This window comes from Xanthomonas sp. NCPPB 3442, assembly GCF_056725145.1.
On the sequence record NZ_CM161514.1, the window covers coordinates 2496056 to 2519003 of the forward strand.

General features: G+C 64.6%; 23 protein-coding genes. All 23 read right to left on the reverse strand.

The features are described 5' to 3' along the window. Nucleotide 1 precedes the first annotated feature (1 nt). The 23 genes from AC1POX_RS10830 to AC1POX_RS10940 all read right to left on the reverse strand — a co-directional run bounded on the left by AC1POX_RS10830 (nt 2) and on the right by AC1POX_RS10940 (nt 22894). Nucleotides 2-223, reverse strand: coding sequence for an acyl carrier protein (locus tag AC1POX_RS10830; RefSeq protein ID WP_008575943.1), 222 nt, complete (start codon nt 221-223; stop codon nt 2-4). A 64-nt stretch (nt 224-287) separates the two neighbouring features. After that, entirely contained in the window at nt 288-1397 is a 1110-nt protein-coding gene (locus tag AC1POX_RS10835) for a DegT/DnrJ/EryC1/StrS family aminotransferase (protein ID WP_008575944.1), read from the reverse strand. A 117-nt stretch (nt 1398-1514) separates the two neighbouring features. Further along, nucleotides 1515-2999 (reverse strand): sigma-54 dependent transcriptional regulator, encoded by a 1485-nt coding sequence (locus tag AC1POX_RS10840; protein ID WP_372357124.1) that lies wholly within the window; start codon nt 2997-2999, stop codon nt 1515-1517. Continuing rightward, the gene (locus tag AC1POX_RS10845) at nt 2992-3375 is read right to left on the reverse strand and encodes a response regulator (protein ID WP_003482992.1); all 384 of its coding nucleotides are present in this window, start codon (nt 3373-3375) and stop codon (nt 2992-2994) included. The genes AC1POX_RS10840 and AC1POX_RS10845 overlap by 8 nt, the downstream gene beginning before the upstream one ends. A gap of 8 nt (nt 3376-3383) precedes the next feature. Continuing rightward, entirely contained in the window at nt 3384-4787 is a 1404-nt protein-coding gene (gene rpoN, locus AC1POX_RS10850) for an RNA polymerase factor sigma-54 (RefSeq protein ID WP_218560631.1), read from the reverse strand. 216 nt (nt 4788-5003) lie between these two features. Beyond that, complete coding sequence (locus AC1POX_RS10855) at nt 5004-5636, reverse strand: response regulator transcription factor (RefSeq protein ID WP_003482986.1); 633 nt, start codon at nt 5634-5636, stop codon at nt 5004-5006. Between the two features lie 68 nt (nt 5637-5704). Next, nucleotides 5705-6271 (reverse strand): PilZ domain-containing protein, encoded by a 567-nt coding sequence (locus AC1POX_RS10860; protein ID WP_008575948.1) that lies wholly within the window; start codon nt 6269-6271, stop codon nt 5705-5707. Continuing rightward, entirely contained in the window at nt 6271-6564 is a 294-nt protein-coding gene (locus AC1POX_RS10865) for a hypothetical protein (protein ID WP_008575949.1), read from the reverse strand. The genes AC1POX_RS10860 and AC1POX_RS10865 overlap by 1 nt, the downstream gene beginning before the upstream one ends. 8 nt (nt 6565-6572) lie before the next feature. After that, the gene (gene fliS / locus AC1POX_RS10870) at nt 6573-6986 is read right to left on the reverse strand and encodes a flagellar export chaperone FliS (protein ID WP_014090121.1); all 414 of its coding nucleotides are present in this window, start codon (nt 6984-6986) and stop codon (nt 6573-6575) included. A 150-nt stretch (nt 6987-7136) separates the two neighbouring features. Continuing rightward, nucleotides 7137-8462: a flagellar filament capping protein FliD gene (gene fliD, locus AC1POX_RS10875; RefSeq protein ID WP_372356148.1), complete on the reverse strand. Its 1326-nt coding sequence runs from the start codon at nt 8460-8462 to the stop codon at nt 7137-7139. Between the two features lie 272 nt (nt 8463-8734). Further along, nucleotides 8735-9934 carry a flagellin gene (locus AC1POX_RS10880; protein WP_016848727.1) on the reverse strand — a complete coding sequence of 400 codons (1200 nt, stop codon included), beginning with the start codon at nt 9932-9934 and terminating at the stop codon, nt 8735-8737. 318 nt (nt 9935-10252) lie between these two features. Next, nucleotides 10253-11458, reverse strand: a complete 1206-nt coding sequence (flgL, locus tag AC1POX_RS10885) for a flagellar hook-associated protein FlgL (protein WP_003482970.1) — start codon at nt 11456-11458, stop codon at nt 10253-10255. Next, the gene (gene flgK / locus AC1POX_RS10890) at nt 11458-13332 is read right to left on the reverse strand and encodes a flagellar hook-associated protein FlgK (RefSeq protein WP_372356149.1); all 1875 of its coding nucleotides are present in this window, start codon (nt 13330-13332) and stop codon (nt 11458-11460) included. Before flgK ends, flgL begins: the two co-directional genes overlap by 1 nt. 11 nt (nt 13333-13343) lie before the next feature. Then, the gene (locus AC1POX_RS10895) at nt 13344-14522 is read right to left on the reverse strand and encodes a flagellar assembly peptidoglycan hydrolase FlgJ (protein ID WP_008575959.1); all 1179 of its coding nucleotides are present in this window, start codon (nt 14520-14522) and stop codon (nt 13344-13346) included. A gap of 1 nt (nt 14523) precedes the next feature. Beyond that, nucleotides 14524-15642 (reverse strand): flagellar basal body P-ring protein FlgI, encoded by a 1119-nt coding sequence (locus tag AC1POX_RS10900; protein WP_007971976.1) that lies wholly within the window; start codon nt 15640-15642, stop codon nt 14524-14526. A gap of 10 nt (nt 15643-15652) precedes the next feature. After that, nucleotides 15653-16345, reverse strand: coding sequence for a flagellar basal body L-ring protein FlgH (flgH, locus tag AC1POX_RS10905; protein WP_005914445.1), 693 nt, complete (start codon nt 16343-16345; stop codon nt 15653-15655). Between the two features lie 38 nt (nt 16346-16383). After that, entirely contained in the window at nt 16384-17169 is a 786-nt protein-coding gene (flgG, locus tag AC1POX_RS10910) for a flagellar basal-body rod protein FlgG (RefSeq protein WP_003482961.1), read from the reverse strand. Between the two features lie 775 nt (nt 17170-17944). Beyond that, nucleotides 17945-18700, reverse strand: coding sequence for a flagellar basal-body rod protein FlgF (gene flgF, locus AC1POX_RS10915; RefSeq protein ID WP_372356150.1), 756 nt, complete (start codon nt 18698-18700; stop codon nt 17945-17947). A 144-nt stretch (nt 18701-18844) separates the two neighbouring features. Further along, the gene (gene flgE, locus AC1POX_RS10920) at nt 18845-20068 is read right to left on the reverse strand and encodes a flagellar hook protein FlgE (RefSeq protein ID WP_003482957.1); all 1224 of its coding nucleotides are present in this window, start codon (nt 20066-20068) and stop codon (nt 18845-18847) included. Between the two features lie 31 nt (nt 20069-20099). Continuing rightward, on the reverse strand, nt 20100-20765 hold the full coding sequence (locus tag AC1POX_RS10925) for a flagellar hook assembly protein FlgD (RefSeq protein ID WP_005914450.1): 666 nt from the start codon (nt 20763-20765) through the stop codon (nt 20100-20102). A 37-nt stretch (nt 20766-20802) separates the two neighbouring features. Further along, entirely contained in the window at nt 20803-21210 is a 408-nt protein-coding gene (flgC, locus tag AC1POX_RS10930) for a flagellar basal body rod protein FlgC (protein ID WP_005914451.1), read from the reverse strand. Between the two features lie 3 nt (nt 21211-21213). Continuing rightward, the gene (gene flgB, locus AC1POX_RS10935; protein ID WP_122272769.1) at nt 21214-21615 is read right to left on the reverse strand and encodes a flagellar basal body rod protein FlgB; all 402 of its coding nucleotides are present in this window, start codon (nt 21613-21615) and stop codon (nt 21214-21216) included. 334 nt (nt 21616-21949) lie between these two features. Further along, complete coding sequence (locus tag AC1POX_RS10940) at nt 21950-22894, reverse strand: chemotaxis protein CheV (protein ID WP_003482947.1); 945 nt, start codon at nt 22892-22894, stop codon at nt 21950-21952. Nucleotides 22895-22948: the final 54 nt, after the last annotated feature.

Below are 22948 nucleotides of genomic sequence, written 5' to 3' on the forward strand. Positions count from 1 at the left end.
TTTACCCCAGCAGTTTGTGAAGATCGTTCAAGGTGGCGCAGTTCTTGAGATCTTCGCCGGTAATGACCTTTCCGTAATCCACGTCGAACATGACGATTACCCCCAACGCGGAGAGCGAATCCCACTCAGGCAAGTCGGCCAGTGCGGTGTCCATGGTGACCTCCACCGGTTCCTGGAAGTCGGTGGCGGAGAGGAAGTTCTCGATAAATGTTGCCTGGGTCATGCGAGCTCGCCTGGTTGCCTGTTGAAGAGATGGGAGTCTGGAATGCAGCTGCAGCGTGTTGCGATCATGTTGCCTGTGCGCCGGCGATCAGATCGGCAATGGTATCGACCTGGTCGCGGGTCAGGCCAGGAAAGATTGGCAGGCACAATACCTGTGCGGCCACCGAGCGCGCGACCGGCAGCCATGCCGGCGCCGAGGAGGGCAGGGCGCGATACATCGGGAAATCGCTGATCAACGGATAGAAGTACCGCCGCACCAGGATGCCGTGCTCGCGCATCACTTGGTACAGCGCATCGCGCGACAGCGGGTAGTCGTCCTGCACCAGGATCGGAAAGTACGCGTAGTTGGCGCTGGCGTGATCGGGCCGTGCCACGCAGCGCACGCCGCGAACATCGCTCAGGCGCTGCCGATACTGCGCATCGATGGCGCTGCGCTGGGCGATGGCGTGATCGATGTGCTTGAGCTGCAGCAGTCCGAAGGCTGCGCTGATCTCATTCATCTTGCCGTTGATGCCCGGTGCCACCACCGTGGTCTCATCGACAAAGCCGAAATTCTTCAGATGCCCGATGCGCTGATAGGTCCTTTCGTCGGGACAGACAATCGCGCCGCCCTCGAAGGTATTGAAGACCTTGGTTGCATGGAAGCTCAATACGCTCAGGTCGCCGTGGCGCAGGATCGAGCCGCCGTCATCGCGCACCCCAAAAGCATGCGCCGCGTCGTAGATCACCTTGAGGTTATAGATATCGGCGATGCGGGTGATTGCGCTGGTGTCGCAGGCGGTGCCATAGCAGTGCACCGGCATGATCGCGGTGGTCTGCGGGGTGATGGCCGCTTCGATCTTCGAAGGGTCCATGTTGAGCGTCACCGGGTCGATGTCCACGAACACCGGGGTGATGCTTTTCCACAGCAGCGAATGCGCGGTAGCCACGAACGAGTAGGGCGTGGTGATCACTTCGCCGGTGATGCGCAGCGCCTGCAGGGCGGTGATCAACGCGGTGGTGCCATTGGTCAGCAGTGCAAGGTGCGGAACGCCCAGGTAATCGCACAACGCCTGCTCCAACGCCCGGTGCATCTCGCCACCGTTGCTGACGATGCGGCTGGTCCAGATCCGTTCCAGATAGGGCAGGAACTCTTCCAGCGGCGGCAGCAGCGGACTGGTGACGGGAATGGGCATCAATGCCTCGCTGGTGCGGGTGGATGTCGGGATTCCGCCGCAGCCGGCAGCTGCGAGCGGAGTGATCCTGCTGAAGCAAGCGCTATGCCAGCGAGCGGGACCCGAGCGTATGCTGGCTCAGTTGGCCAGCTCGGTCTGCTCGCGATCGATGCCGTACTTGCGCAGCTTCTCCACCAACGTGGTGCGGCGCAGGCCCAGCAGCTGAGCGGCATGCGCCACCACGCCCTGCGTGCGTTCCAATGCTTCGTTGATCAACGCCAACTCGATATTGGCCATATGCCCGCGCAAATCGATGCCATCGTCCGGCAGGCTGGACGTGGCGGCCGGTTCGGCATCGGCGGTCTTCGGTTGCAGCGTCACCACATTGCTCGGCAGGGCGCTGACTTCGACCGGTGCGGCCACCAACGCTGGCTCCGGCGGCAACTCGACCGGAATGGACGAGGCGAAATCGCCGCGATAACGCGCCGGCAGATCCTGCACCCGCACCAGCCCGCCGGGATGCAGCACCGCCAGGCGCTCGACCAGATTGGTCAGTTCGCGCACATTGCCCGGCCAATCGTAACTGCGCAGCGCCTGCAGGGCCTCGTCGGCAAAGCGCACTTCGCCGCGACCGGTGCGTGCCAGCTGGCCCGCAATGGTCTGTACCAGCATGGCCAGATCGTCCACGCGCTCGCGCAGTGCCGGCATTTCGATCGGAAACACATTCAGGCGATAGAACAGGTCCTCGCGGAACTGGCCATCGCTGATGCGCGATTCCAGATTGCGGTGGGTCGCGGCGATCACGCGCACGTTGCAGCGGATGGTCTGCCCGCCGCCAACGCGCTCGAAGCTGCGCTCCTGCAGCACGCGCAGCAGCTTGACCTGCATCGGCAGGCTCATGTCGCCAATCTCGTCCAGCAGCAGCGTGCCGCCCTCGGCCATCTCGAAACGGCCCTTGCGTGCACTCAGGGCGCCGGTGAAGGCGCCTTTCTCGTGGCCGAAGAGTTCGCTTTCCAGCAGATCCGGCGGGATCGCGCCGCAGTTGATCGCCACGAACGGCCCGTCGCGCCGCGGCGAATGCTGGTGGATGGCGCGCGCCACGACTTCCTTGCCGGTGCCGGATTCGCCCAGCACCAGCACGGTGGTGTCGAACGCGGCCACCTGGTCGATCAGCCGGCGCAGGCGGGTCACTGCCTCGCTGTTGCCGGTCGGGCCGGAGTCCTGCTGCACACCGGCCTGGTGCTCGGCGTCCAGCCGCTTGAGGCTGGCACGGCGCAGCAACGCTTCCAGCTGCGCATGCCGCAGGGGAGTGTCCAACGCCCACACATTGGCTTCGTGCAGGCCGTGGGATTGCGCAAACGCGCTCGGGCTGCCCTCCATCAGCAGTACCGGTGGCGGCAGCTTGGCATCGGCCAGCCAGTCGAAGAATTTGTCGGCCTGTGCGGCGTCCTGCGCCGAGCCCACCATCACCGCCATCCACTCATCGTGGCGGTGACGGCCAGGATTGATGTCGGCGCCGTCGGTGACCCAGCGGGGATTGAAGTCCATGAACTCGAGCAGCGACACGGTGCGCTCGGCGCGCACGGCGTCACTGTCGATCAACAGAATGCGGGACTCACTCATTCCTGGCTCCTTCCGTCAGGCCCTCCAGGATTGGCATGACTTCCTGGATATAGGACAGCTTGCTGACAAAATTGTCAGCACCCGCGCGAAGAGCGTGTTCACGATGCTCGGCATCATCGAAGTGGCTCGCAATGACAATATACGGCGGATCGTCCTGCGTCTTGATCAGACGCGTGGCCTGCAGCCCGCCCATCTCCGGCATGGCCAGGTCCATCAGCACGACATTGGGGCGCAGCGACTCAGAGCGCTCGATCGCTTCCAGCCCATTGGCGGCACTGCCCACGATATTGAGCCAATCGACCTTGCGAAAATGACGCATCGCAGCGTTGATGAAGCCCTCGTGGTCGTCGACCAGCAGCACGGTGAGTTTGCTCATAGTAGTCCTTATCCTGCCCGGGCAAGCAGCGGTTTAGTGGTGCGGCGGCGCTCGCGTGCCGGTGCGATATCAAGTTGTTCGCGGTACTTGGCCACGGTGCGGCGCGCAATGTTAACGCCTTGCCGCGACAGCAATCCGGCAATCGCCTCGTCGGCCAGCGGGCGGCCGGCCGGCTCGCTTTCGATCAAGCGGCGCACCATCGCCTTGACGGCCTGGCCGGAGACGCTGGCGCCTTCCAGCCGCACAGCGAAGAAGTGCTTGAGCTCGAAGGTGCCGCGTGGAGTCTGGATGTATTTGCCGGTGGTGATGCGCGAAATGGTCGATTCGTGCATGCCGATCTCGTCGGCGATTTCCTTCAGCGTCAGCGGTGCCATCGCTTCTTCGCCACGCGCCAGGAAGGCGGCCTGGCGTTCGACGATGGCACGCGTGGCGCGCAGCAGGGTCTCATAGCGCATCGACAGCCCGCGGGTCAGCCAGCGCGCTTCCTGCAGCATGTCGCGCAACGGCTGCGCGGTCTCGCCGGCGTCGGCCAGCGCGCGTTCGTGCACCGGATTGATGCTGACGCGATGAGTGGTGGCCGGGTTGAGTGCGACGCGCCAGCTGTCGTCGGCGTGCCAGGCGAGCACATCCGGAATCACGCTGGCATTGCTTTCCTGCAGCAGGTCGTCGCCGGGGCGAGGTTGCAGCGACAGGATCAGCCGCACCGCTTCGCGGGCATCGTCCACTTCGGCATCGTGTGCGCGTGCCAGCACCGTGTAGTCGTGCGCGGCCAGCAGCTCCAGATCGCCGTCGAGGATGCGCGCAGCCAGGTGGCGTGCCGGCACGCGGCCGGGCAGGGCGCTCAACTGGGCCTGCAGACACTCGCGCAGGTCGCAGGCGGCCAGACCGGCCGGGTCGCCGTGCAGCAACCGCTGCCGGATCGCTTCCACCGCCTGCACGGTCATGCCCAGACGGGTGGCGCCCAGCTTTTGCAGCGTCGACAGCGCTTCGGTCAGATAACCGGCGTCGTCGGTCTGCTCCAGCCAGAACGCAGCGGCCCCCAATGCCGCCTCGTCCAGGTCCAGCGCCAGCTCGCGCAGGATGCGCACATGCGGGTCGGTCGACTCGCCGGCGGCCACGCGCTGCATGCGATCGTCGTCCCCATCGTTCCAACTGCCGCCCTGCACGTCCCACATCGTGCTTTCCGGCAGTTCGTCGAACGCGGCGATATCGCTGGCGCCATCGTTGTCGGTGGCGGCCTGATCCCCGTTATCGGCCAGCTCTTCCAACTCCAGCAACGGATTGGTTTCCAGGGCACGACGGATTTCCAGTTCTAATTGCATGCCGTCCAATTGCAACAGACGGATCGACTGCAGCAACTGCGGGGTGAGGTGCAGTTGCTGGCCAAGCTGGGCGGAAATAGTCGTCTTCATGGAAGCGCTTCCGATGGGCGCTGCACGCAGCAGCGATGGAATGCATCTTGCAGGACAACGCGACGGGTTTCTAATCAGGGAGTCAGGTGAGGTGACTCATGATTTTCCCGACAGTTTGTCAGGAACTTCCTGACGTTGCAGGCGGGCTCAAGCGTGCCCGCCGGAATCCCGTCACTGTTTTCAGCGTCGCTGGCCCACGCTTGCCCGGATGGCGCGTCAGACCAACTCGTTGTGATGTTTGGCGGCCAGCAGCACCAGATCGTTGGCGCGACGGCATCCGAGCGATTCCATCATGCGGGCGCGGTGGGTTTCCACGGTCTTGACGCTGATGCCCAAATCGGCGGCGATTTCCTTGTTGCTCTGGCCGCGGCCGATTTCGCGCAGGATCTCGCGCTGACGCGGCGACAGCGCGGCAATGCCGACCGGCTTTTCGCGGCCCAGCATCGGCGCAATCATCTTGGACGAGATCTGCGGGCTCAGGAACACCTGGCCGGCGGCGGCAGCGCGCAACGCCAATTCCAGCTCCAGCGGCGCGGCGTCCTTGACCACGAAGCCGACCGCGCCGCGATCGAGCGCATCGCGCACATGCACCGGGTCGTCGTGCATCGACATCATCACCACGTGCGTGCGCGGCGCGGCGCGCAGCACGTCGGTCATGGCATCCAGGCCGCTGCGGCCGGGCAAAGACAGGTCCATCAGCACCAGGTCGGGCCGGTGCAGGGACGTCATGTCCAGGGCTTGTTGCGCATTGCTGGCTTCGCCCACGACATCGATGCCGGCGAAGGTTTGCAGCAGCCTGGACAGGCCGGCACGGACAAGGGTGTGATCGTCGACGATGATGACTCGCACGGCGCAGAAGAGACCTTTTTCAGTAAAGGGCACCTTAGCTGACCCGGCGCCCGGCGCCAACTATCGGATCAACGCTGGCGGCGGGCGTCGGCGATCTGACGGCGGTGCAAGCGAAACAGGTGGCGTTCCAGCGCATCCTGCAGGCCGGGCGCGAGCGGGGCAAACCGCAGCCACAGCCAGACATCGTGGCCATCGCTCGCGTTCGCCAGCACGGTGGCAGGAAGCTGTACAAGTTCAGGAAGCCAGTCGGACGGCTGCAGGCAAACGGCGCCGGTTGTGCCGGGCGGGTGACTGGTTGCGCAACTCAGGCGGATCCCGCGCACCGACCAGTGCACCATTCCCTGGCTCAGGCCGCTGTCGCCCTGGCGCACCAGGCGGCCGATCAGCGCCAGCATCAAATCCAGTTTGGCGTCCATGCGCTGCACCAGCAGCGGCAGTTCGCCGCGGTCCTCGCTGGTTTCTTCGCTACGCAGGTCTTCGACCTGGCCAAGACTGCGCAACAGGGTTTCAGCGGCGCTGTGCGCGCCCGCATCGCTCCCGGCGCGGAAGCCGGCCGGCAACTGCAATTGGCAACTGAGCGTGTCGGCAAACAGCTCGGCATCGGCCGATGGCGCGAGTGTGCCGAGCGCGCTCATCAGATCCGTCCGACCCGCGCGTAGGCGCGGCTGGCCGACGATGAGGTGCGCTGTGCGCGGATCAGTTCCAGCAGCTTGCGCTGCCGCTCGCGCATCATCCGCATCAAGTCCTGATGCATGGTGAGCAAGGCCTGCAGCGCGTCGCGGTCCTGCTGGATGTCCACCTGCTGCGCGTATTCGCGCAGGTGCAGGTCGTGGTTGTCCAGCATCTGCGGCATCGCCTCGAACTCCTCTTGCGCCATGGCCAGGCGGAGGTCGGCGATTTCTGCTTGAAGGCTTTGCACGCTATGCATGGCAGGACTCACGAAACGGCGGAAAGGCCGCGTTGTTCGAGGGGGATGGAGTTCCACGCCGAGTCAATTTCGCTGAGCAACCCCAGCGCTTCGGTCAACGCGGTCTCGTCGTTGTGCAGGTTGGCCGCGGTCAGCCGCTGCATCACGTAGTCGTACAGGGCCGAGAGGTTACCAGCGATCTCGCCACCGGCTTCGTGATCGAGCGAGCCGTTCAAGTGACCGACGATCGCGCAAGCCTCGCCGATGGCCTTGCCCTTGCGCGCCTGGTCGCCCTGCGCCAGGCAGGCCTGGGCCAGACGGATGCGTTGGCAAGCGCCGGCAAACAGCAGCGAGACCAGCTTGTGCGGATCGGCTTCGGTCACGCTGGTGGACACGCCGACCTTGCGATATTGCTCGGCATACTGACGATTGGAACCGTACATGGATGACTCCTCAATGGGCTGACCTTCGCTGGTCCCGGAGCGCTGCGCTCCTGCGACGACGCTCCTGCCGGAAGGCAAGGCCGAAATCACGATAGGCCTTACTTGTATCGGCAATACCCTGACAGGACTTGAGGATCGTCATCACGGAAATCAGCTTGTCAGCAGGCTGCTGAGCGAGCTGGTGCTGCTCTGCAACTGGCTGATCATGGTTTCCATTGCGGTGAATTGGGCGGTGTAGCGGTCGCTGAGTTTTTCCATGCGCGCATCGAGATCGTCCAGCTCCGACTCATAGCCCTTGATGGTCTTGTTCAAGCTGTCCGAGCGCAGGGTCAGCGTGCCGTTGGTGACATTGACGTTGCTGTCCAGCACTTTGCTCAGCGTGCCGCTGAACTTGCTGTCCTTGCCGAACACCTCGGCCGCGGCGCCACCGTCCGAGGCGATGGCGGTGTCGAACTTGGCGCCGTCGAAACTCATCACGCCATCCTTGTCGATGGTCAGGCCCAGGGCCTTGAGTTCGTTGACGTTGCCGCTGACCTGGCCGCGCAGCTGCTGCTGCAGATTGCGCACCAGCGAATCGCCGGTCAGCGCCGAGGCGGTCTTGGTGGTGGCGTCATAACTGCTGCTCTTGGCCAGCAGCGTGTTGGCCGTGTTGTAGGCCGCGGCGAACGCCGTGAGGTTGCCCTTGAGGCCGCTGGTGTCGGCGGCCACGCCCAGATTGAACTTGGTGCCTTCAGCGGCCTTGGTCAGGGTGAGCACCACGCCGGGCACGATGTCGCTGACGGTGTTGGAGCTGGACGTGCGCTCGAAACCGTCCACGCGTACCAGCGCGTCGGCGGCAGCGACGGTCTTGTTCAGCCCGCCGGTGACGCCGGGGCCGTAGGTCAGGCTGCTCAGGCTGGGGTCGCTGGCGCTGATGGTCAGGGCGCCCTTGGTACCGGAGTCGACCGCATTGAAGACCAGGTGCTGGCCATCGTTGGCGGTGACCACGCTGGCGGTCACGCCCTTGCCGCCGGCGGCCTTGTTGATGGCTGCAGCGATGTCGGTGAGCTTGTCGGTGCCGCTGATGTCCACGGTGACGCTCTGATCGCCATAGCCGATCGTCAGCGTGCCGCTACCCACGGTGGCATCGGCAGCGAATGCACCGGAGGCCAGTTTCTGCGAGGTCGCCAGCGAGACCACTTCCACCGAATAGTTGCCCGGCGCCGCCGAACTGGTGGTGGTAGCGGTGAAGCCGGCATCGGTCGGCACCGTGGCCTTGTAGGCGTTGGTGTCGGCGCTGCTGATCACCTTGTCCAGCGCAGACTTGAGCGTGGTCATGCTGCTCTTGATCTGGCTGATCGCCGATAACTGCGTGGTCGCGGCGGTGCCGGCCTTGTTGATGCGTGCCTGCTCGGGGTCTTTCTGCCGGGACACCAGGGTGGACACCACGGTAGGGATGTCCAATCCGGAGCCAGAAGTGCTGATCACCGATGCCATGTTGCATTCCTCGTCTGGGCGCCCGAAACAGACGGACGCATGGGATTACGTGACGGGTATCGGCCGCATCCGCGAGGACTTTAGCGGCGGCGAGGGGTCACGCGCACGACGGCTATCGATGCAAGTTCCATGCCCGTGGTGGCCGGCGGCGCCCGTCAACAAACCGTCCATGGCGGGCGTGGACGGGCTGCGGCCACAAAAAAGCCCCTCCGAAGAGGGGCTTTGGACGTGCTGCGGAGCACTGCCGCGTTGCGGCGGCAGGTCACTGCCAGTTACTGCAGCAGGCTCAGCACGTTCTGCGGAACCGACTTGGCCTGGGCCAGCATCGCGGTACCGGCCTGCTGCAGGATTTGCGTGCGGGTCAGTTCGGCAGTTTCCTTGGCGTAGTCGGTGTCGCGGATACGGCTACGCGAGGCCGACAGGTTTTCCGAGGTTGCGCTCAGGTTGGCGATGGTGGAGGTGAAGCGGTTCTGCACCGCACCCATGTCGGCGCGCGAGGAGTTGACCGCGGTCAGCGCCTTGTCGACGATTTCCAGGGCCTTCTGCGAGCCGGAGAACGTGGAGATATCCAGGCTGCTCAGGGTCGAAGCGGTGGAGCCGGAAGCGGCCGAAGCGGTGGTGATGCCGGCGCCGACGGTGATGCCAGCGGCGCTGGAGGTGCCAGCCGACAGCGAGGTGAAGTCCTGGCCAGCCTTCAGCGATTCGATCTGCAGCGAACCGTCGCTCTTGATCGAGGCGTACATGCCGGTCTGGTCGAGCTTGTCGTTGATCGCCGAGGCGACCTTCTTGTTGACGTCGGCAGCGGTGTCGCCGGCGCCGATCTTGACGTCGGCAATGGTGACGCTCTTGGCCGAGCCGCTGGCGTCCTTGAACGACAGGCTGATGCCGCTGACCGAACCAGAAGCGGTGGCGGTGCCGGTGACGCCGGCGCCGGAGACGGCGGCAGCGAAGTTGGCCTTGCCCAGCGAATCGACGTTGGCGTCGACGATGCTGTTGATGCCGATGGTCTGGCCGGCGTCGGCGCCGACCTGGAACAGCGCGCCGGAGAACGAGCCGTCCAGCAGCTTGGTGCCGTTGAAGTTGGTCTGGTTGGCAACGCGGTCGATTTCCGCGGTCAGCTGCTTGACTTCCGAGTTCAGCGCGTCACGGTCGGTGGACGAGTTGGTGGCGTTGGACGACTGCACCGACAGCTCGCGGATACGCTGCAGGTTGCTGCCGATTTCCACCATCGCGCCTTCGGCGGTCTGGGCCAGCGAGATACCGTCGTTGGCGTTGCGCGAGGCAACGTCCAGGCCGCGGATCTGCGTGGTGAAACGCTCGGAGATCGCCAGACCTGCGGCGTCGTCCTTGGCGCTGTTGATGCGCAGACCAGACGACAGACGCTGGATGCTCGTCGACATGCTGGCGCTGCTGGTGTTGAGGTTCCGCTGAGCGTTCAGCGACATTACGTTGGTGTTGATTACCTGTGCCATTTTGATTTCTCCTAAGCGATTTTTCCGGCAAGGGGGACTTGCCTGGAGCCTCCGCAGGGGGGCCATCAAGTTGGCCGTTGCCGCTGCTGAGATGAATAACGGCGTTGCGTCGGGAACCTTTAGCGAAATTCAGTATTTTTTACTGTCTTTCTGCGTCGGGACGAAATACGTAAGCGTTGTGTATCAAGGGGTTTGGTTTATTCGGCAGCACCCCGCCAATCTTTAGCGTTGGTATAACTCTTCGAAAAATAAACTCCGTCCGCCTGCGCAAGCGCTCACGCGCAGGAGCGAAGAAAACCCAGGTTTTCTGCGGCAAAATCAGCGGATGATGTTGAACAACGACGAGGACTGCATCTGCTGAAAAATCGTTTGAGCGGCCTGCAACGAGGCCTTCTCGAGTTGGTACTGCCCAATCGCCGAGGCGTAATCCAGGTCGCGGATCGACGACAGGCTGGTCTTGAGCGTGACTTCGTTGGATTCAAGCAATGAGTTGGCATTGTCGATGGCCGACAACTGCGCGCCGCCGGAGGCGCGCGCATCGATCATCTTCGAAGATGCCTGGGTGATGTCGCGCATGGACGACTGCAGCGTGTTGATCATCGCAGCCTTCTGCGGCGCGGTCAGCGTATCGGAGTTGAGCGCGCCGACCAGGTCGTCGATGGTGGAGAACACATCCTTGGTGCCGGAGGCGCCAATCTGGAAACTGTCGCCCACCGCCGGGGCGCCGCTGATGCGCATGCGCACGCCGGCGGCGTTGATGTCTTCGCCCTCCTTGTAGGTGCCGGTGCCGACCACCGTATTGGTGCTGTCGCGCACTTCATAGGTGTCGGCGGCGGTGAACTGCACGCTGTAACTTCCACCGTTCCAGCTGCCGGTGCTCGCATCGCGGCTGAAATCCAGCAGCAAGCCGGTCCCCGTGTTGGCGGCGTTGGCGTGCGCATCCACGGTGCCGTCGCCGGTGCGGATGCGCATGAAGATTTCGCTGCCGGGCAGGGTGTCGCTGACGAAGGTGTCCGGCGCCACTTCGACCTGCTTCTGGGTCTGGTCGCCGTTGTAGGTGACGCTGCCATTGCTCTTGATGAAAGGCGCACTGCCATCGGCGGTGCCGCCGAACAGGTAGCGCCCGGTGCCGTCGGTGCTGTTGGCCAGGCTCACCATGCTCTCGCGCAGCGCTGTCAGTTCCGAGGCGATCGCCTTGCGGTCATCGGGGCTGAGCGAAGAGTTGCTGGCCTGCACCGCCAATTCGGTGACGCGCGCCATTTTGTCGCCGGCTTGCGACAGCGCGTTTTCCTGCAGCCCGAGCCGGTTCTGCACGTTGTTGGCGTTTTCGCCGAAGCGCGTGATCGCCGCCAGGGCACGGTCCAGGCCGACCGCCGTGCCCGCAGCCACCGGGTCGTCCTTGGCGGTGACCAGGCGCTGCCCACTGGAGAGCTGCGATTCGAGCTGGTTCAGCCGCGACTGCTTGGCGCCCATCGAGGCGACCGACTGGCTGTACATCATGCTGGTGGAGATACGGTCGGTCATCAGCGTACGGCACCCAGGATGGCTTGGAAGACGGTGTCGGCGGTAGAGATCATCTGTGCGGCGGCCTGGTAGGCCTGCTGCAGCTTCAGCATGTTGGCGGCTTCCTCGTCGAGGTTGACGCCGGAAATCGAATCGCGGCTGGCCTGCGCCTGGTCGTTGATGACCTTCTGCGCATCGGCCGAATAGCTGGCCGCACGCGCGGCCGAACCCACCGAGGTGGTCAGGCCGGAGAGCGCGCCATTGAGGGTGACCGTGCCACCGCTGAGCGCCTTGGCATCGTCGAAGTTGGCCAGCAATTTGGCATTGCCGTTGTCGCTGGAGCCTGCGCCCATTGGGCCGACGCCGAAGGTGTCGCCGGCCTTGGGCGCGCCGTCCAGCGCGAAGCTCCAGCCGTTGGCGCTGATGGTCTGGCCGGCGGTGTAGGCGAACGGGCCGGCGCCATCGATGGTGTACTGGTTGGCGTCGATGAACTCGATCGACGAGGGGGTCAGCAGCGCGGGGTTCTGCGCATTGGTGACCTTGACGTCGCTGATCTTGCCGGTGCCCAGGTTGGCGACCGTGGCGGTGGCCTTGACCGGGGTGGCGGCGGCAATCCGCGAGGGATCGGTAATGGCCACCGACAGGCTGCCGGCCAGCCCGGCGGTGGGCTGCAGCAGGAACTTGTCGCCGCTGGCCGGCGTGCCGCCCACCACCATGCTGACGCCATTGAGCACCAGCGGGTCGGCGGCGGTGCCGGTACCGGTCATCGGCACGGCAGAGCCGGTACTGGCATTGATGGCTTTCCAGGTGGTGCCGTCGAAGCTGAGCGTGACGTTCTGGCCGTCAACGGCGCTCACGTTGCTGAAACTGGCGCTCAGCGATGCGCTGCCGGTATTGCTCGGATTGGCGGCAACGGTAGGCGAACCGATATTGAAGAAGTTCCCGCCCATCGCGCCATACAAGTCCATCCCCTGGCTGTGGCCGGCATTGAAGGTGCTGGCCATGCCCACGGCCAGGCGGCCGAGTTCGGCCTGGGTCGGCTCCAGCACGCTGCTGCGAAATTCCAGCAGACCGCCGATCTGGCCGCCCAGCGAACTGGCGCTGAGGCTGACGTTCTGGCCTTGGGTCTGCATCGCCACCTGCAGCTTGGTCGGCTGATACGGGTCGGCAACGGTGACGAGTTTGGAAGAGGTGGTACCGACCACCAGCGGCTGACCGCCGGCGGTGAAAACATTCATGAAGCCGCCGTCCTGGATCACCGCCGTGCCGCCGGTAAAACCGACCAGCTTGCTCACCAGCGCGTCGCGCTGATCCAGCATGTCCGGCGCTGCCGCCTGGGCACTGCTGCCGATGGTGCCGTTGAGCTTGGCGATCTGCTGCGTCAAGCGGTTGACTTCGTCCACCGAGGAGGTCAATCCGCTGTTGACTTCGTTGCTCAGGCTGTCCATCTGCCCGTTGAGCTGCTTGAAGCGCGTCGCCAGCGAATTACCGCTGTCGAGCATGCTCTGGCGCTCGGCGGTGGAGGAGGCGTTGGACGACACCGCGCTGGTGGAATCGAAGAAATTCGACCACAGCCCGGCCACGTTGGTGGCGGTGTTGGAGTACAGCGCGTCGACGCGGTTGGACAGCGAGGACAGCTGCTGCAGGCGCGAGAGTTCGCCGCCGCTGTCGAGCAGGCGCGAGATGGCCAGCTGGTCGGCGACCCGGCCCACATCGGTGATCTTGGCGCCATTGCCCACGAACGCGTAGCCCATGTCGGTGGGCGTGCGCGTTGCAAATTCCACACGTTGGCGGCTATAGCCTTCGGTATTGATGTTGGCGACGTTATGGCTAACGGTCGACAACGCCCGTTGGAAGGCGATGAGCGCGCTGGTCCCGGTGGACATGATGGACATGAGCGTTTACCTCAGCGACGGATGGTGCCGAGCCCGACCGGCTCGACGGTACTGGCATAGCGGTTGGACAGATCGGCCGCCGCGTTGCCGATGGCGGCCACCGCACGGTCGATGGTCGGGCCGTTGGCGATCGCCGCGATCTTGGCCGCATAGCCCGGATCGGTGGCGTATCCGGCTTGTTGCAAGCCGCGTGCAAAACCCTTGATATCGGTGCCGGCCTGCAGCGCGGGCTGGTAACGGCTGTTGTTCTTCAGCAGCCGCACGTAGTCGGCAAAACTCTCCTCGGCCGAGCCATAGGCGCGGAAATCGGCGGTTTCGGTGGTTTTGACGCCGTTGACGTATTCGTGGGTGCCGGTGGTGACCTTGTCGCCGCTCCAGCCGGTGGCCTTGATGCCGAACAGGTTGTTGGAGTCGCCACCGTTGCCGATGCCGCGACGGCCCCAACCGGTTTCCAATGCGGCCTGGGCCACCAGCGCGCGCGGGTCCACACCCAGTTCGCGCGCAGCCTTTTGCGCATGCGTCCAGATCTTGGCGACAAAGCCTTCCGGGGTGCGTTCGCCCAGGCTGGCAGCGGCGCTGCTGGCGGCGCTCGCATTGACCGCGGCATTGGCATCGGCTGCATCGCTGGCGGCCACATCGGCCCAGCGATCGTTGGCCGACGGCCAGCTCAGTGCTGCAGCATCGTCGCTGCCGGCTTCGCCAGCGCCGGTACGCCCGGCAATCAGATCCAGCACCTGGCTCATGCCGATGCCGCTCAAGTTGCCTGCGCCCAGGGCCGCCTTCGCCACGCTGCTGGTCGTGATGCCGGTGGCCGCGCCGTCGCGGGCGGGCAGCGGCAACGAGGCGTCGCGCTTGCCGGCAACCAGGGCGTACGCCTTGGCCGCTTCGGCAGTGTTCAACGAGGTGTTCAAGGCCGGGCCGCCAGTGTCGCCACTGAGCTGCTTGGAGATCATCGCCGACAGTCCCAGCCCCTTGCCGTCGGTCAACGCCTTGGCCATCTGCTGGTCGTACATTTCGCGGAACATCTGGTTTTGGCCCGGAAACATCGGGTCGCCGGAGCTCGCATCGCGCATGCTCTTGACCAGCATCTGCGCGAACTGACCTTCGAGCTGACGGGAGACCTTGTCGATCTTTGCCGGATCGGCCTTGGTGCTCGGGTTGAGATCAATGGGCGAGGCTGCGATACGCATGTCAGATCACCTCTAGCTCCGCCGTCAGCGCACCGGCTTGCTTGAGCGCTTCCAGGATGGCCACCAGGTCGCCGGGCGCGGCGCCCACTTCGTTGACTGCGCGTACGATCTGATCGAGCGTGGTGCCGCCTTCGAACTTGAACATGCGGCTGCCTTCGGAGGTGGCCGTGATCGTCGATTGCTGGGTCACCGCAGTGCGGCCGCCACTGAAGGCGCCCGGCTGGCTGACGTTGGTGTTTTCGCTGATGGTGACGGTGAGCGAGCCATGCGCGATGGCGGCCGGCATCACCCGCACCAGCTGGCCGATGACCACGGTGCCGGTACGCGCATTGACCACCACCTTGGCCGGTGCATCGCCCGGGGAGAGCTCGACGTTTTCCAGCCGCGACAACAGGCCGATCCGCGCACCCGGGTCGGTCGGCGAGCGCACCGCCACGGTCACGCCGTCGACCGCACGCGCGGTGCCGGCGCCGAAGCTGCTGTCGATCGCCGCGACCATGCGCGAGACGGTGGTGAAGTCGTTCTGGTGCAGGTTGAGGGTGATCTCGCCGGTACCGGCGAACACGTCCGGCAATGCACGTTCGACGGTGGCGCCGTTGGGAATGCGCCCGACGCTGGGCACATTGACCGAAACGCGCGAACCGTCCTTGCCTTGCGCACCGAAGCCGCCAACGACCAGGTTGCCCTGCGCCATCGCATAGACCTGGCCATCGGCGCCTTTCAGCGGTGCCATCAGCAGCGAGCCGCCACGCAGCGATACCGCGTTGGCGATCGAGGAAACGGTGATGTCGATGGGCTGGCCGGGCTTGGCGAACGGCGGCAATTCGGCATGGATGGCCACGGCCGCGACGTTTTTCAGCTGCGGGTTGACGTTCGCCGGAACATTGACGCCCAGCTCGCCGAGCAGGTTCTTCAGGCTCTGCACGGTGAAGGGTGCCTGGCTGGTACGGTCGCCGCTGCCGTCCAGGCCAACCACCAGGCCGTAGCCGACCAGCGCGTTGCCGCGCACGCCGCCGACCTGGGCAAGATCCTTGATGCGCTCGGCGCTGGCCGGCGCGGCAATCGCGCACAGCGCGACGGCGGCAGCCAGCAGACGGAAGGGCAGGGAAGACAGGTTCATGGTCGCAGGCTCAGTAGGGCGACAGACGGGAATTGAAGAAGCGGCTCAGCCAGCCCATTGCATTGGACTGCGCGATCGCGCCGCGGCCGCCGTAAGCGATGCGGGCGTCGGCGACCTTGCTGGAGGGCACGGTGTTGTCCGGGGCGATGTCGGCGGCGCGCACGATGCCTTGCACCTGCACCAGTTCGTCGCCCTGGGTCAGGCGCAGGTTCTTCTGCCCCTGGATCACCAGGTTGCCGTTGGGCAGGCGTTGCATCACGGTGACGGTGACGCTGCCCTGCATGCGGTTGCTCTGCGCGGTGTTGCCCTTGCCGGCAAAGCTGCGGTCGCCGCTGGTGCTGTTTTCCAGCACATTCAAGCCACCCACGGTGAGCGGTGCGCCCAGCAGCGTCGGCGCGCCCATGGTAGTGGCGTCCTTCTTGCTGATGCTGGTGTTGGCGGTGGACGAGGCGGTAGTGCTTTCGACCAGGTTCACCGTCAGCAGATCGCCGACATCGCGGGCACGGCGATCGCCATACAGGTTCAGGCTGGGGCCGGCGGCGTAGATCGCACCGGCGGTCGGCTGCGCCACCGGTGCCACCACCGGCACGATCGGCGCCAGTTCGGCGAACGGACGTACATCGCCGGCGGCCACGCAGCCACCCAGCAGCGCGCTGCAGGCAATGGCGAGGCACAGGCGGGAGAGAGAAGGCAGGCGTGACATGGCGTTGATTCCTGAGAGGGCGAGGAGCGGCGAGCCGATCAGACGTTGTTGTTCAAGTAACCGAGCATCGAGTCGGTGGTGGAGATGGCCTTGGCATTCATTTCGTAGGCGCGCTGCGTCTCGATCATGCTCACCAGCTCTTCCACCGTATTGACGTTGCTGCCTTCCAGCGCGCCCTGCACGGTGGTGCCCAGGCCGTTGAGGCCAGGCGTGCCGTTTTGTGCGGGGCCCGAAGCGGTGGTTTCGACGAACAGGTTTTCGCCCTTGGCCTGCAGGCCCGAGGGATTGATGAAGTCGGTCAGCGTCAATGCGCCGATTTCCTGCGCGGCGGCCTGGCCGGCCAGCGTCACGCTGATGGTGCCGTCGTTGCCGATGGTCAGCGACTGCGCGCCTTCCGGCACCTGGATGCCCGGCTGCAGCGGGTAGCCGCTGTTGGTGACCAGTTCGCCCTGGGCGTTGATCTGGAAGGTGCCGTCGCGGGTGTAGGCGGAGGTGCCGTCGGGCATCTGCACTTCGAAGAAACCGCGACCGTTGACCATCACGTCCAGCGCGCGGCCGGTCTGCTGCTGGCTGCCCTGGTCGAACCCCTTGAAGGTGGACACCACGCGCACGCCGGTACCCAGTTGCAGGCCGGTCGGCAGCTGCGTCTGCGCGGAGGTGGAACCGCCGGGCGCACGCACCTGTTGGTACAACAGGTCTTCGAACGCGGCACGGTCGCGCTTGAAGCCGGTGGTATTGGTATTGGCCAGGTTGTTGGAAATGACCGACATGCGCGTCTGCTGCGCATCCAGCCCGGTTTTGGCGACCCACAAAGCCTGATTCATGACCCGATTCCTCGTTAGACCCGGGGATGTGTTCCGGGTACGGGTGGGTATATGCACGTGCCGTGCCAAACCCGCGTCGGATTTCTGCCGGGTGTGCAGTGGGTCACGTGGAGTGGGGGTGCTGCGGGCTGCGTGGGGCAGGGCGGCAGCTGGGAGCAGGTGTCAGCTGCAGCAGGGGGGCTGGCGATGGATCCGCTTTGAAATCTGCCCGATCAGGTGGCGGACGCGCTTGGCGGCAAGCGGGTGGGTTGTTGGCCGTGTCTTGCTTGAGCTTGGTCCGGGCTTGAGGCAAAAGCTGGATCTGTCGAGTGCGCGGTGCCCTCTCCGCTCGCGGGACACGCCGTGAACCCATCCCTGGGGGCTCGATGGCGGCATCCATGCCGCCAACGGTCCTGCAAGCGGCGAGGACACCGCACCAGAGAGTTTGTCGGTTCCTCCCTTAAAACTTGTCCATTGCCAGGTCTGAGGCCTGCATGGAGAAGATGACTGGATGGGCCGTGATCCCAGCAGCCCACGTCAGGCATTGTGTGCACCATGCGCACCGACCATCTCGACAGATCCTGGCCCGCCCACCGTAGCGGGACCTTACGCGGCATGGATGCCGCGTAAGAGCCTACAAGGACGTACTTGCGGCGTGTCCCGCGATGGTGGGCGGGCAAGGACCCTGCAGCCAAGTCACAAACCAGCTGCTCTGCAGCGAACCCGGGCGCGGCCATCAAGGTGCTCGGCAGAGCGGTGAGCCAACCGAGGGTGCGGCCGTGGGCGCCAGTGGCGCTTAGCCGCTCACCCGCAACAGCGAATTGGCCGATTGCGCGTTGTCGTCGCCGTTCTTGATGATCTTGACCTGCATTTCGAACTGCCGCTGCAACTGGATCATTTCAACCAGCGCGCCGGCCGCGTCCACGTTGCTGCCTTCCAACATGCCGCTGTTGATGGTCTTGCCGGTGGCCACCGCGAACGCCTGTGCCGGGTCGGTGCTGGTGTTGCGCATCAGCCCGTCGGGGCGCCGCGTCAAACGGTCGGCGGGCGCATCCACCACCTTCATCTTGCCGACGATGGCCATGGTCTGCGGGCCTTCGCCCTGCGGAATGATAGAAATACTGCCGTCGCTGCCGATCTCCATCGCCTGGTGCGGTGGGACGGTCATCGGGTTGCCGCCTTCGTCCAGCACCGCGTGTCCGTTGGCGGTGACCAGCTGGCCATTGGCGGTGAGCGCCAATTCGCCGTTGCGGGTGTAGGCCTCGCTGCCGTCGGGCGACTGCACCGCCAACCAGCGGTCCTGTTGCAGCGACACGTCCAGCGGGTTGCCGGTGACCTTCTGATGGCCCTGGCTACGATCGAACCCTTGGTCTACATGCAGCGCATCGATCCGCGACGGATAGCCCTTGCCCTGGATCTTGAACGCCTCGGTGTTGGCCAACGCGGCCTTGAATCCCACCGTATCGACATTGGCGAGATTATGCGAGACGGTGCTTTGCGCCTGCAGTGAGGCGCGGGCACCGGTCATCGCGACGTAGAGGGCTTTATCCATGGGACACCGAGACTTGAGATTCGGGATTGGGGATTCGTAAAGGCGGACTGTTGCGACTCGGGATTTGAGGGGGCAGGGCCGGTCACCGATTGACGGAGTGCCGGCTTTTACCAATCCCTAATCCCGAATCACCAATCCCGGCTTTTAACGAATATTGATGATCGTCTGGGTGACCTGGTCCTGGGTCGAGATCATCTGCGAGTTGGCCTGGAAGTTGCGCTGGGCCACGATCATGTTCACCAGCTGCTCGGTCAGGTCCACCGTGGAGGCTTCCAGCGAGCCGGATTCGATCTGGCCCAGGTCCGAGGTGTCCGGCGCGCCGGTGCGGGCGGCACCGGAGGTGTAGCTCTCGGCCCACATGTTGTTGCCCTGCGACTGCAGGCCCTGCGGGTTGACGAAGCTGCTCAGCGCCACCTGGCCCAGCGGCTTGTCGGCACCGTTGGAATAGCGCGCGAACACCACGCCGCTGGTGTCGATGCTGATTTCGTTGAGCTTGCCGCTGGCGTAACCGTCCTGGCGCGTATCGCGCAGGGCGAAGGCTTCGCCGTACTGGGTGGAGCCAGTGACGTTGAGCTGCATGTTCAGCACGCCCGCGCCGGTGCTCGGGGTGAACGGGTCCATCGCGATGATGCCGTTGGCCGGGGTTGTCAGCGCGCCGGTATCGGAGAACTGCAGGGTGGTCGGGGCACCGACCGCAGCGCCGTCCACGTAGTTGTAGACCTGCCACTCGTTGGGGTTGGCGGTCTTGACGAAGTAGGAGGTCTGCACATGGCTGACGCCCAGCGAATCGTAGACATTGATGCCGCCGGTGGAATGGCTATAGGTCTTGTCGTCGGCCGGGTTGAACGGGGTCACCGTCGGCGCGGTGGCATTGCCGGGCAGGGTGAAGGCCAGGTTGACCGTGGAGGTGGATTTCGGCGGGCTGTCGGTGGTCAGCAACTGCAGGTCCGACAGGCGGCCCACGTCAAACCCGTTGCCGCTGGGATTGGGCGCGAACACCTGCAGGCGTGCGCCCTGCGGGTTGACCACATAGCCGTTGGCATCGGTCTGGAAATTGCCGGCGCGGGTGTACATCTTGGCGCCGTTGGACGAGACGGTGAAGAAGCCTTCGCCGGAGACCGCCAGGTCCAGGCTGCGCCCGGTCGGGTCGATATTGCCCTGCGAGAACTGCTGCGCCACGTTGCTGACGCGCACGCCCGAACCGACCGCATTGCGCGACAGGCCATAGCTGGTGCTCTGGAACATGTCGGCAAATTCGGCGCGCGATTCCTTGAACCCGGTCGTGTTGACGTTTGCGATGTTGTTGGAGGTGACGTTCAGATCGGCATTGGCTGCGTTGATGCCGGACAACGAGGTATTGAAGCCCATGGATGAGTTCCTTTAGGTGTTGGTTGCCGGCTCAGCTGACGCGGAGCACGTTGGCGAGCGGGGAAGTGCCTAGCCCGGTCAGGTTGAGATACAACCCGTCCGAGCCGATCGTGACGCTGTCCACCGGTGCCTGGACATAGGTAGACAACTTGCTTTTGGAGCCGGCGGTGTCGGTCTGGGTGGCAGTCACGCCGTATTTGCCGGCCGCCATGCGATTGCCGTTTGCGTCGGTGCCATCCCAGTCGAAGGACACCTCACCGGCGGCGCTGGCCGGCACGCTGATCTGTTTGACGAAGGTGCCGTTGGCGTCGGTGATTTCGAAATTGACGAAACCGGCCGAAGTCGCGGCCACCACGCCCTTGGCCGAGCCGGTGGCATCGATCGCTACCTGCGCCGAGGGCACCAGCACGTTGTGGCCAACCAGCGCCGCGCCCTTGAGCACCTGGTCGCTGTTCATCGAATCGGAAAAGTTGCTGACCTTGGTATTGAGGTCGCCAATGCCCTGCACGGTGGAAAACTGCGCCAATTGCCCGAGAAACGCGCTGTTTTCCATCGGCTTGAGCGGGTCTTGATGCTGCAGCTGTTCGGTCATCAATTTGAGGAAGTCGGCCTGGCCGAGTGCCTCCTCCTTCTTGGCGACGGTGCTGCTGGTACTCAGGCCAAGGCTTTTGTAGAGATCGCTGCCGATCGTGCTCATGTGGAGTATTCCGTTGGTAAGGGTCAGCTAGGAAGGGTCAGCGACCCATGGTGAGGGTCGCGAGCGCCAGTTCCTTGGCGGTATTGAGCATTTCCACGCCTGCCTGGTAATTGCGCGAGGCGGAAATCATGTTGACCATCTGCGAGACCGGATCCACGTCGGGCGAGAACACGTAGCCGTCGGCGTCAGCCAGCGGGTGGCCGGGTTCGTAGCGGCGGATCGGCGGCGCATTGGTGGTGGTGATCTCCTTGACGTTCACCGAGGTCAGGCTGGGGTCCTGGCGGCTTTGCTGGGCCTGGAAGATCGGCTCGATCGGCTTGTAGGTCGCCTCGGCCGAGCCTGCGACCGAATCGGCGTTGGCCAGGTTGGAGGCAATGGTGCTCAGGCGCACCGACTGCGCGTGCAGCGCCGAGCCGGCCACATCGAAGATGGGAAGATTGCTCATGACTTATTGGCCCGTGATCGCGGTGAGCATCGAGCGCACCTTGGATTCGAGGAAGCTCAACGACGCGCGGTATTCCAGCGCGGCGCGGCCGTAGGCGGCGCGTTCGGCATCGGGATCGACGGTATTGCCGTCAAGGCTGGGCTGATCGGCTTCGCGGGTGAACTGGAAGGGGTTGAGCCCGGCGCCGCCGCCCACTTCGTAATGCCTGGCGTCGGTGGTCTGCAGCAGACCGCCATCCTGCTCGCCCTGCGCCGACTTCAGCGCCGCCTCGAAGTTCAGGTCCTTGGCCTTGTACCCGGGCGTGTCCACGTTGCTCAGATTGCTGGCAATGAGCTTCATGCGCTGCTCGCGCAGCGTCAACGCGTCGCCATGGACGCCGAGGAACGAAGAGAAGGGGCTGGACACGGTGCTCTCCCGCGAAGTGTTGCCAGGGAGGAAGCAATGTTTGTGCCAATCGAGGTGGTACGGGCTATGGAACGCGGAGAATGATCGACGCTGCCGGCGCACGGCAGCTTGCTGTCCGGAAACGCGATGGCCACGCCATCCGTCGCGGAATTGGCGCGGTCACACTCACAGGCCGGAAGGTTCGACAGTTCCGAGGCGCAGTCTGGCGTCAGCAGATGTGACGTCGAAATCGCGTGGACGCGCTTGCCTCACCTTTCTGCGCTGCAGTGCTTTTGCAGCTAGGCAGCACCTTGTGGTTGCCATCGGCTCCGACCCGGCAGCCGCTTGGTCTTGCTCAGGCCGCTTCGGCGACCACTTTCAGGCGGGCCAGCACATAGTCGGCCAGTTCATGGGCGCTGTATTTGGCCACGAAGGCATTGGCGCCCACCTGCTCGACCATTGCGTTGTTGAACACGCCCGACAGGGAGGTGTGCAACAGCACATACAGGCCTTGCAGGCCCGGCGTGCGCCGGATTTCCGTCGTCAGCGTATAGCCGTCCATTGCCGGCATTTCGATGTCGGAGATCACCATGGCATAGCGGTCGGCCGGGTTTTCGCCCGAGGCGGCCACCTGCAGCAGGTGATCCAGCGCCTGGCGGCCATCGGACAGCAGGGTTGCCGAAACACCCAACTGGTCGAGCACGCTGCGGATCTGCTGCCGCGCCACGCGCGAATCGTCCACCACCAGTACCTGGAACTGGCGGTCGTAGGCCACCAGCTGCAGCGAGGGATCCAGCTGCACGTCCTTGCTCACCTTGGCGATATCGGCCAGCACGCTCTCCACGTCGATGACCTGGATCAGCTCGCCCTGGAAACGCGTCACCGCCGTCAAATAAGTGGCTTCGGCACCCAGTTCCGGCGGCGGGTGGATATCCTCCACCGCGATATTGACGATGCGTTCCACTCCGCTGACCAGGAAACCCTGGACCGAGCGGTTGAACTCGGCAACGACCAAATAGCCGGGGCCGTTTTCCGAATGCGAATCGCGTTCCGGGTGGCCGATGGCCAGGCCCAGATCCAGCACCGGCACCGAGCGCCCGCGCACGTCGGCCACGCCGGCGAACTCGGTCGGCAGGCCAGGCACCTGGAACAGTTCCGGCCGGCGCAGCACTTCCTGCACCTTGAAGACGTTGACGCCAAAAAGCTGGCGTCCGCCCAGCCGGAACAGCAGCAGGGCCAGTCGGTTGTGGCCAGCCAGTCGCGTGCGCTGGTCGATGCGGTTGAGCAGATCGTGGGTCATGGGGCAGATATCGACAGCGCCCTCGGGAAACTTGAGGGCTTTATGGTTGGTCGG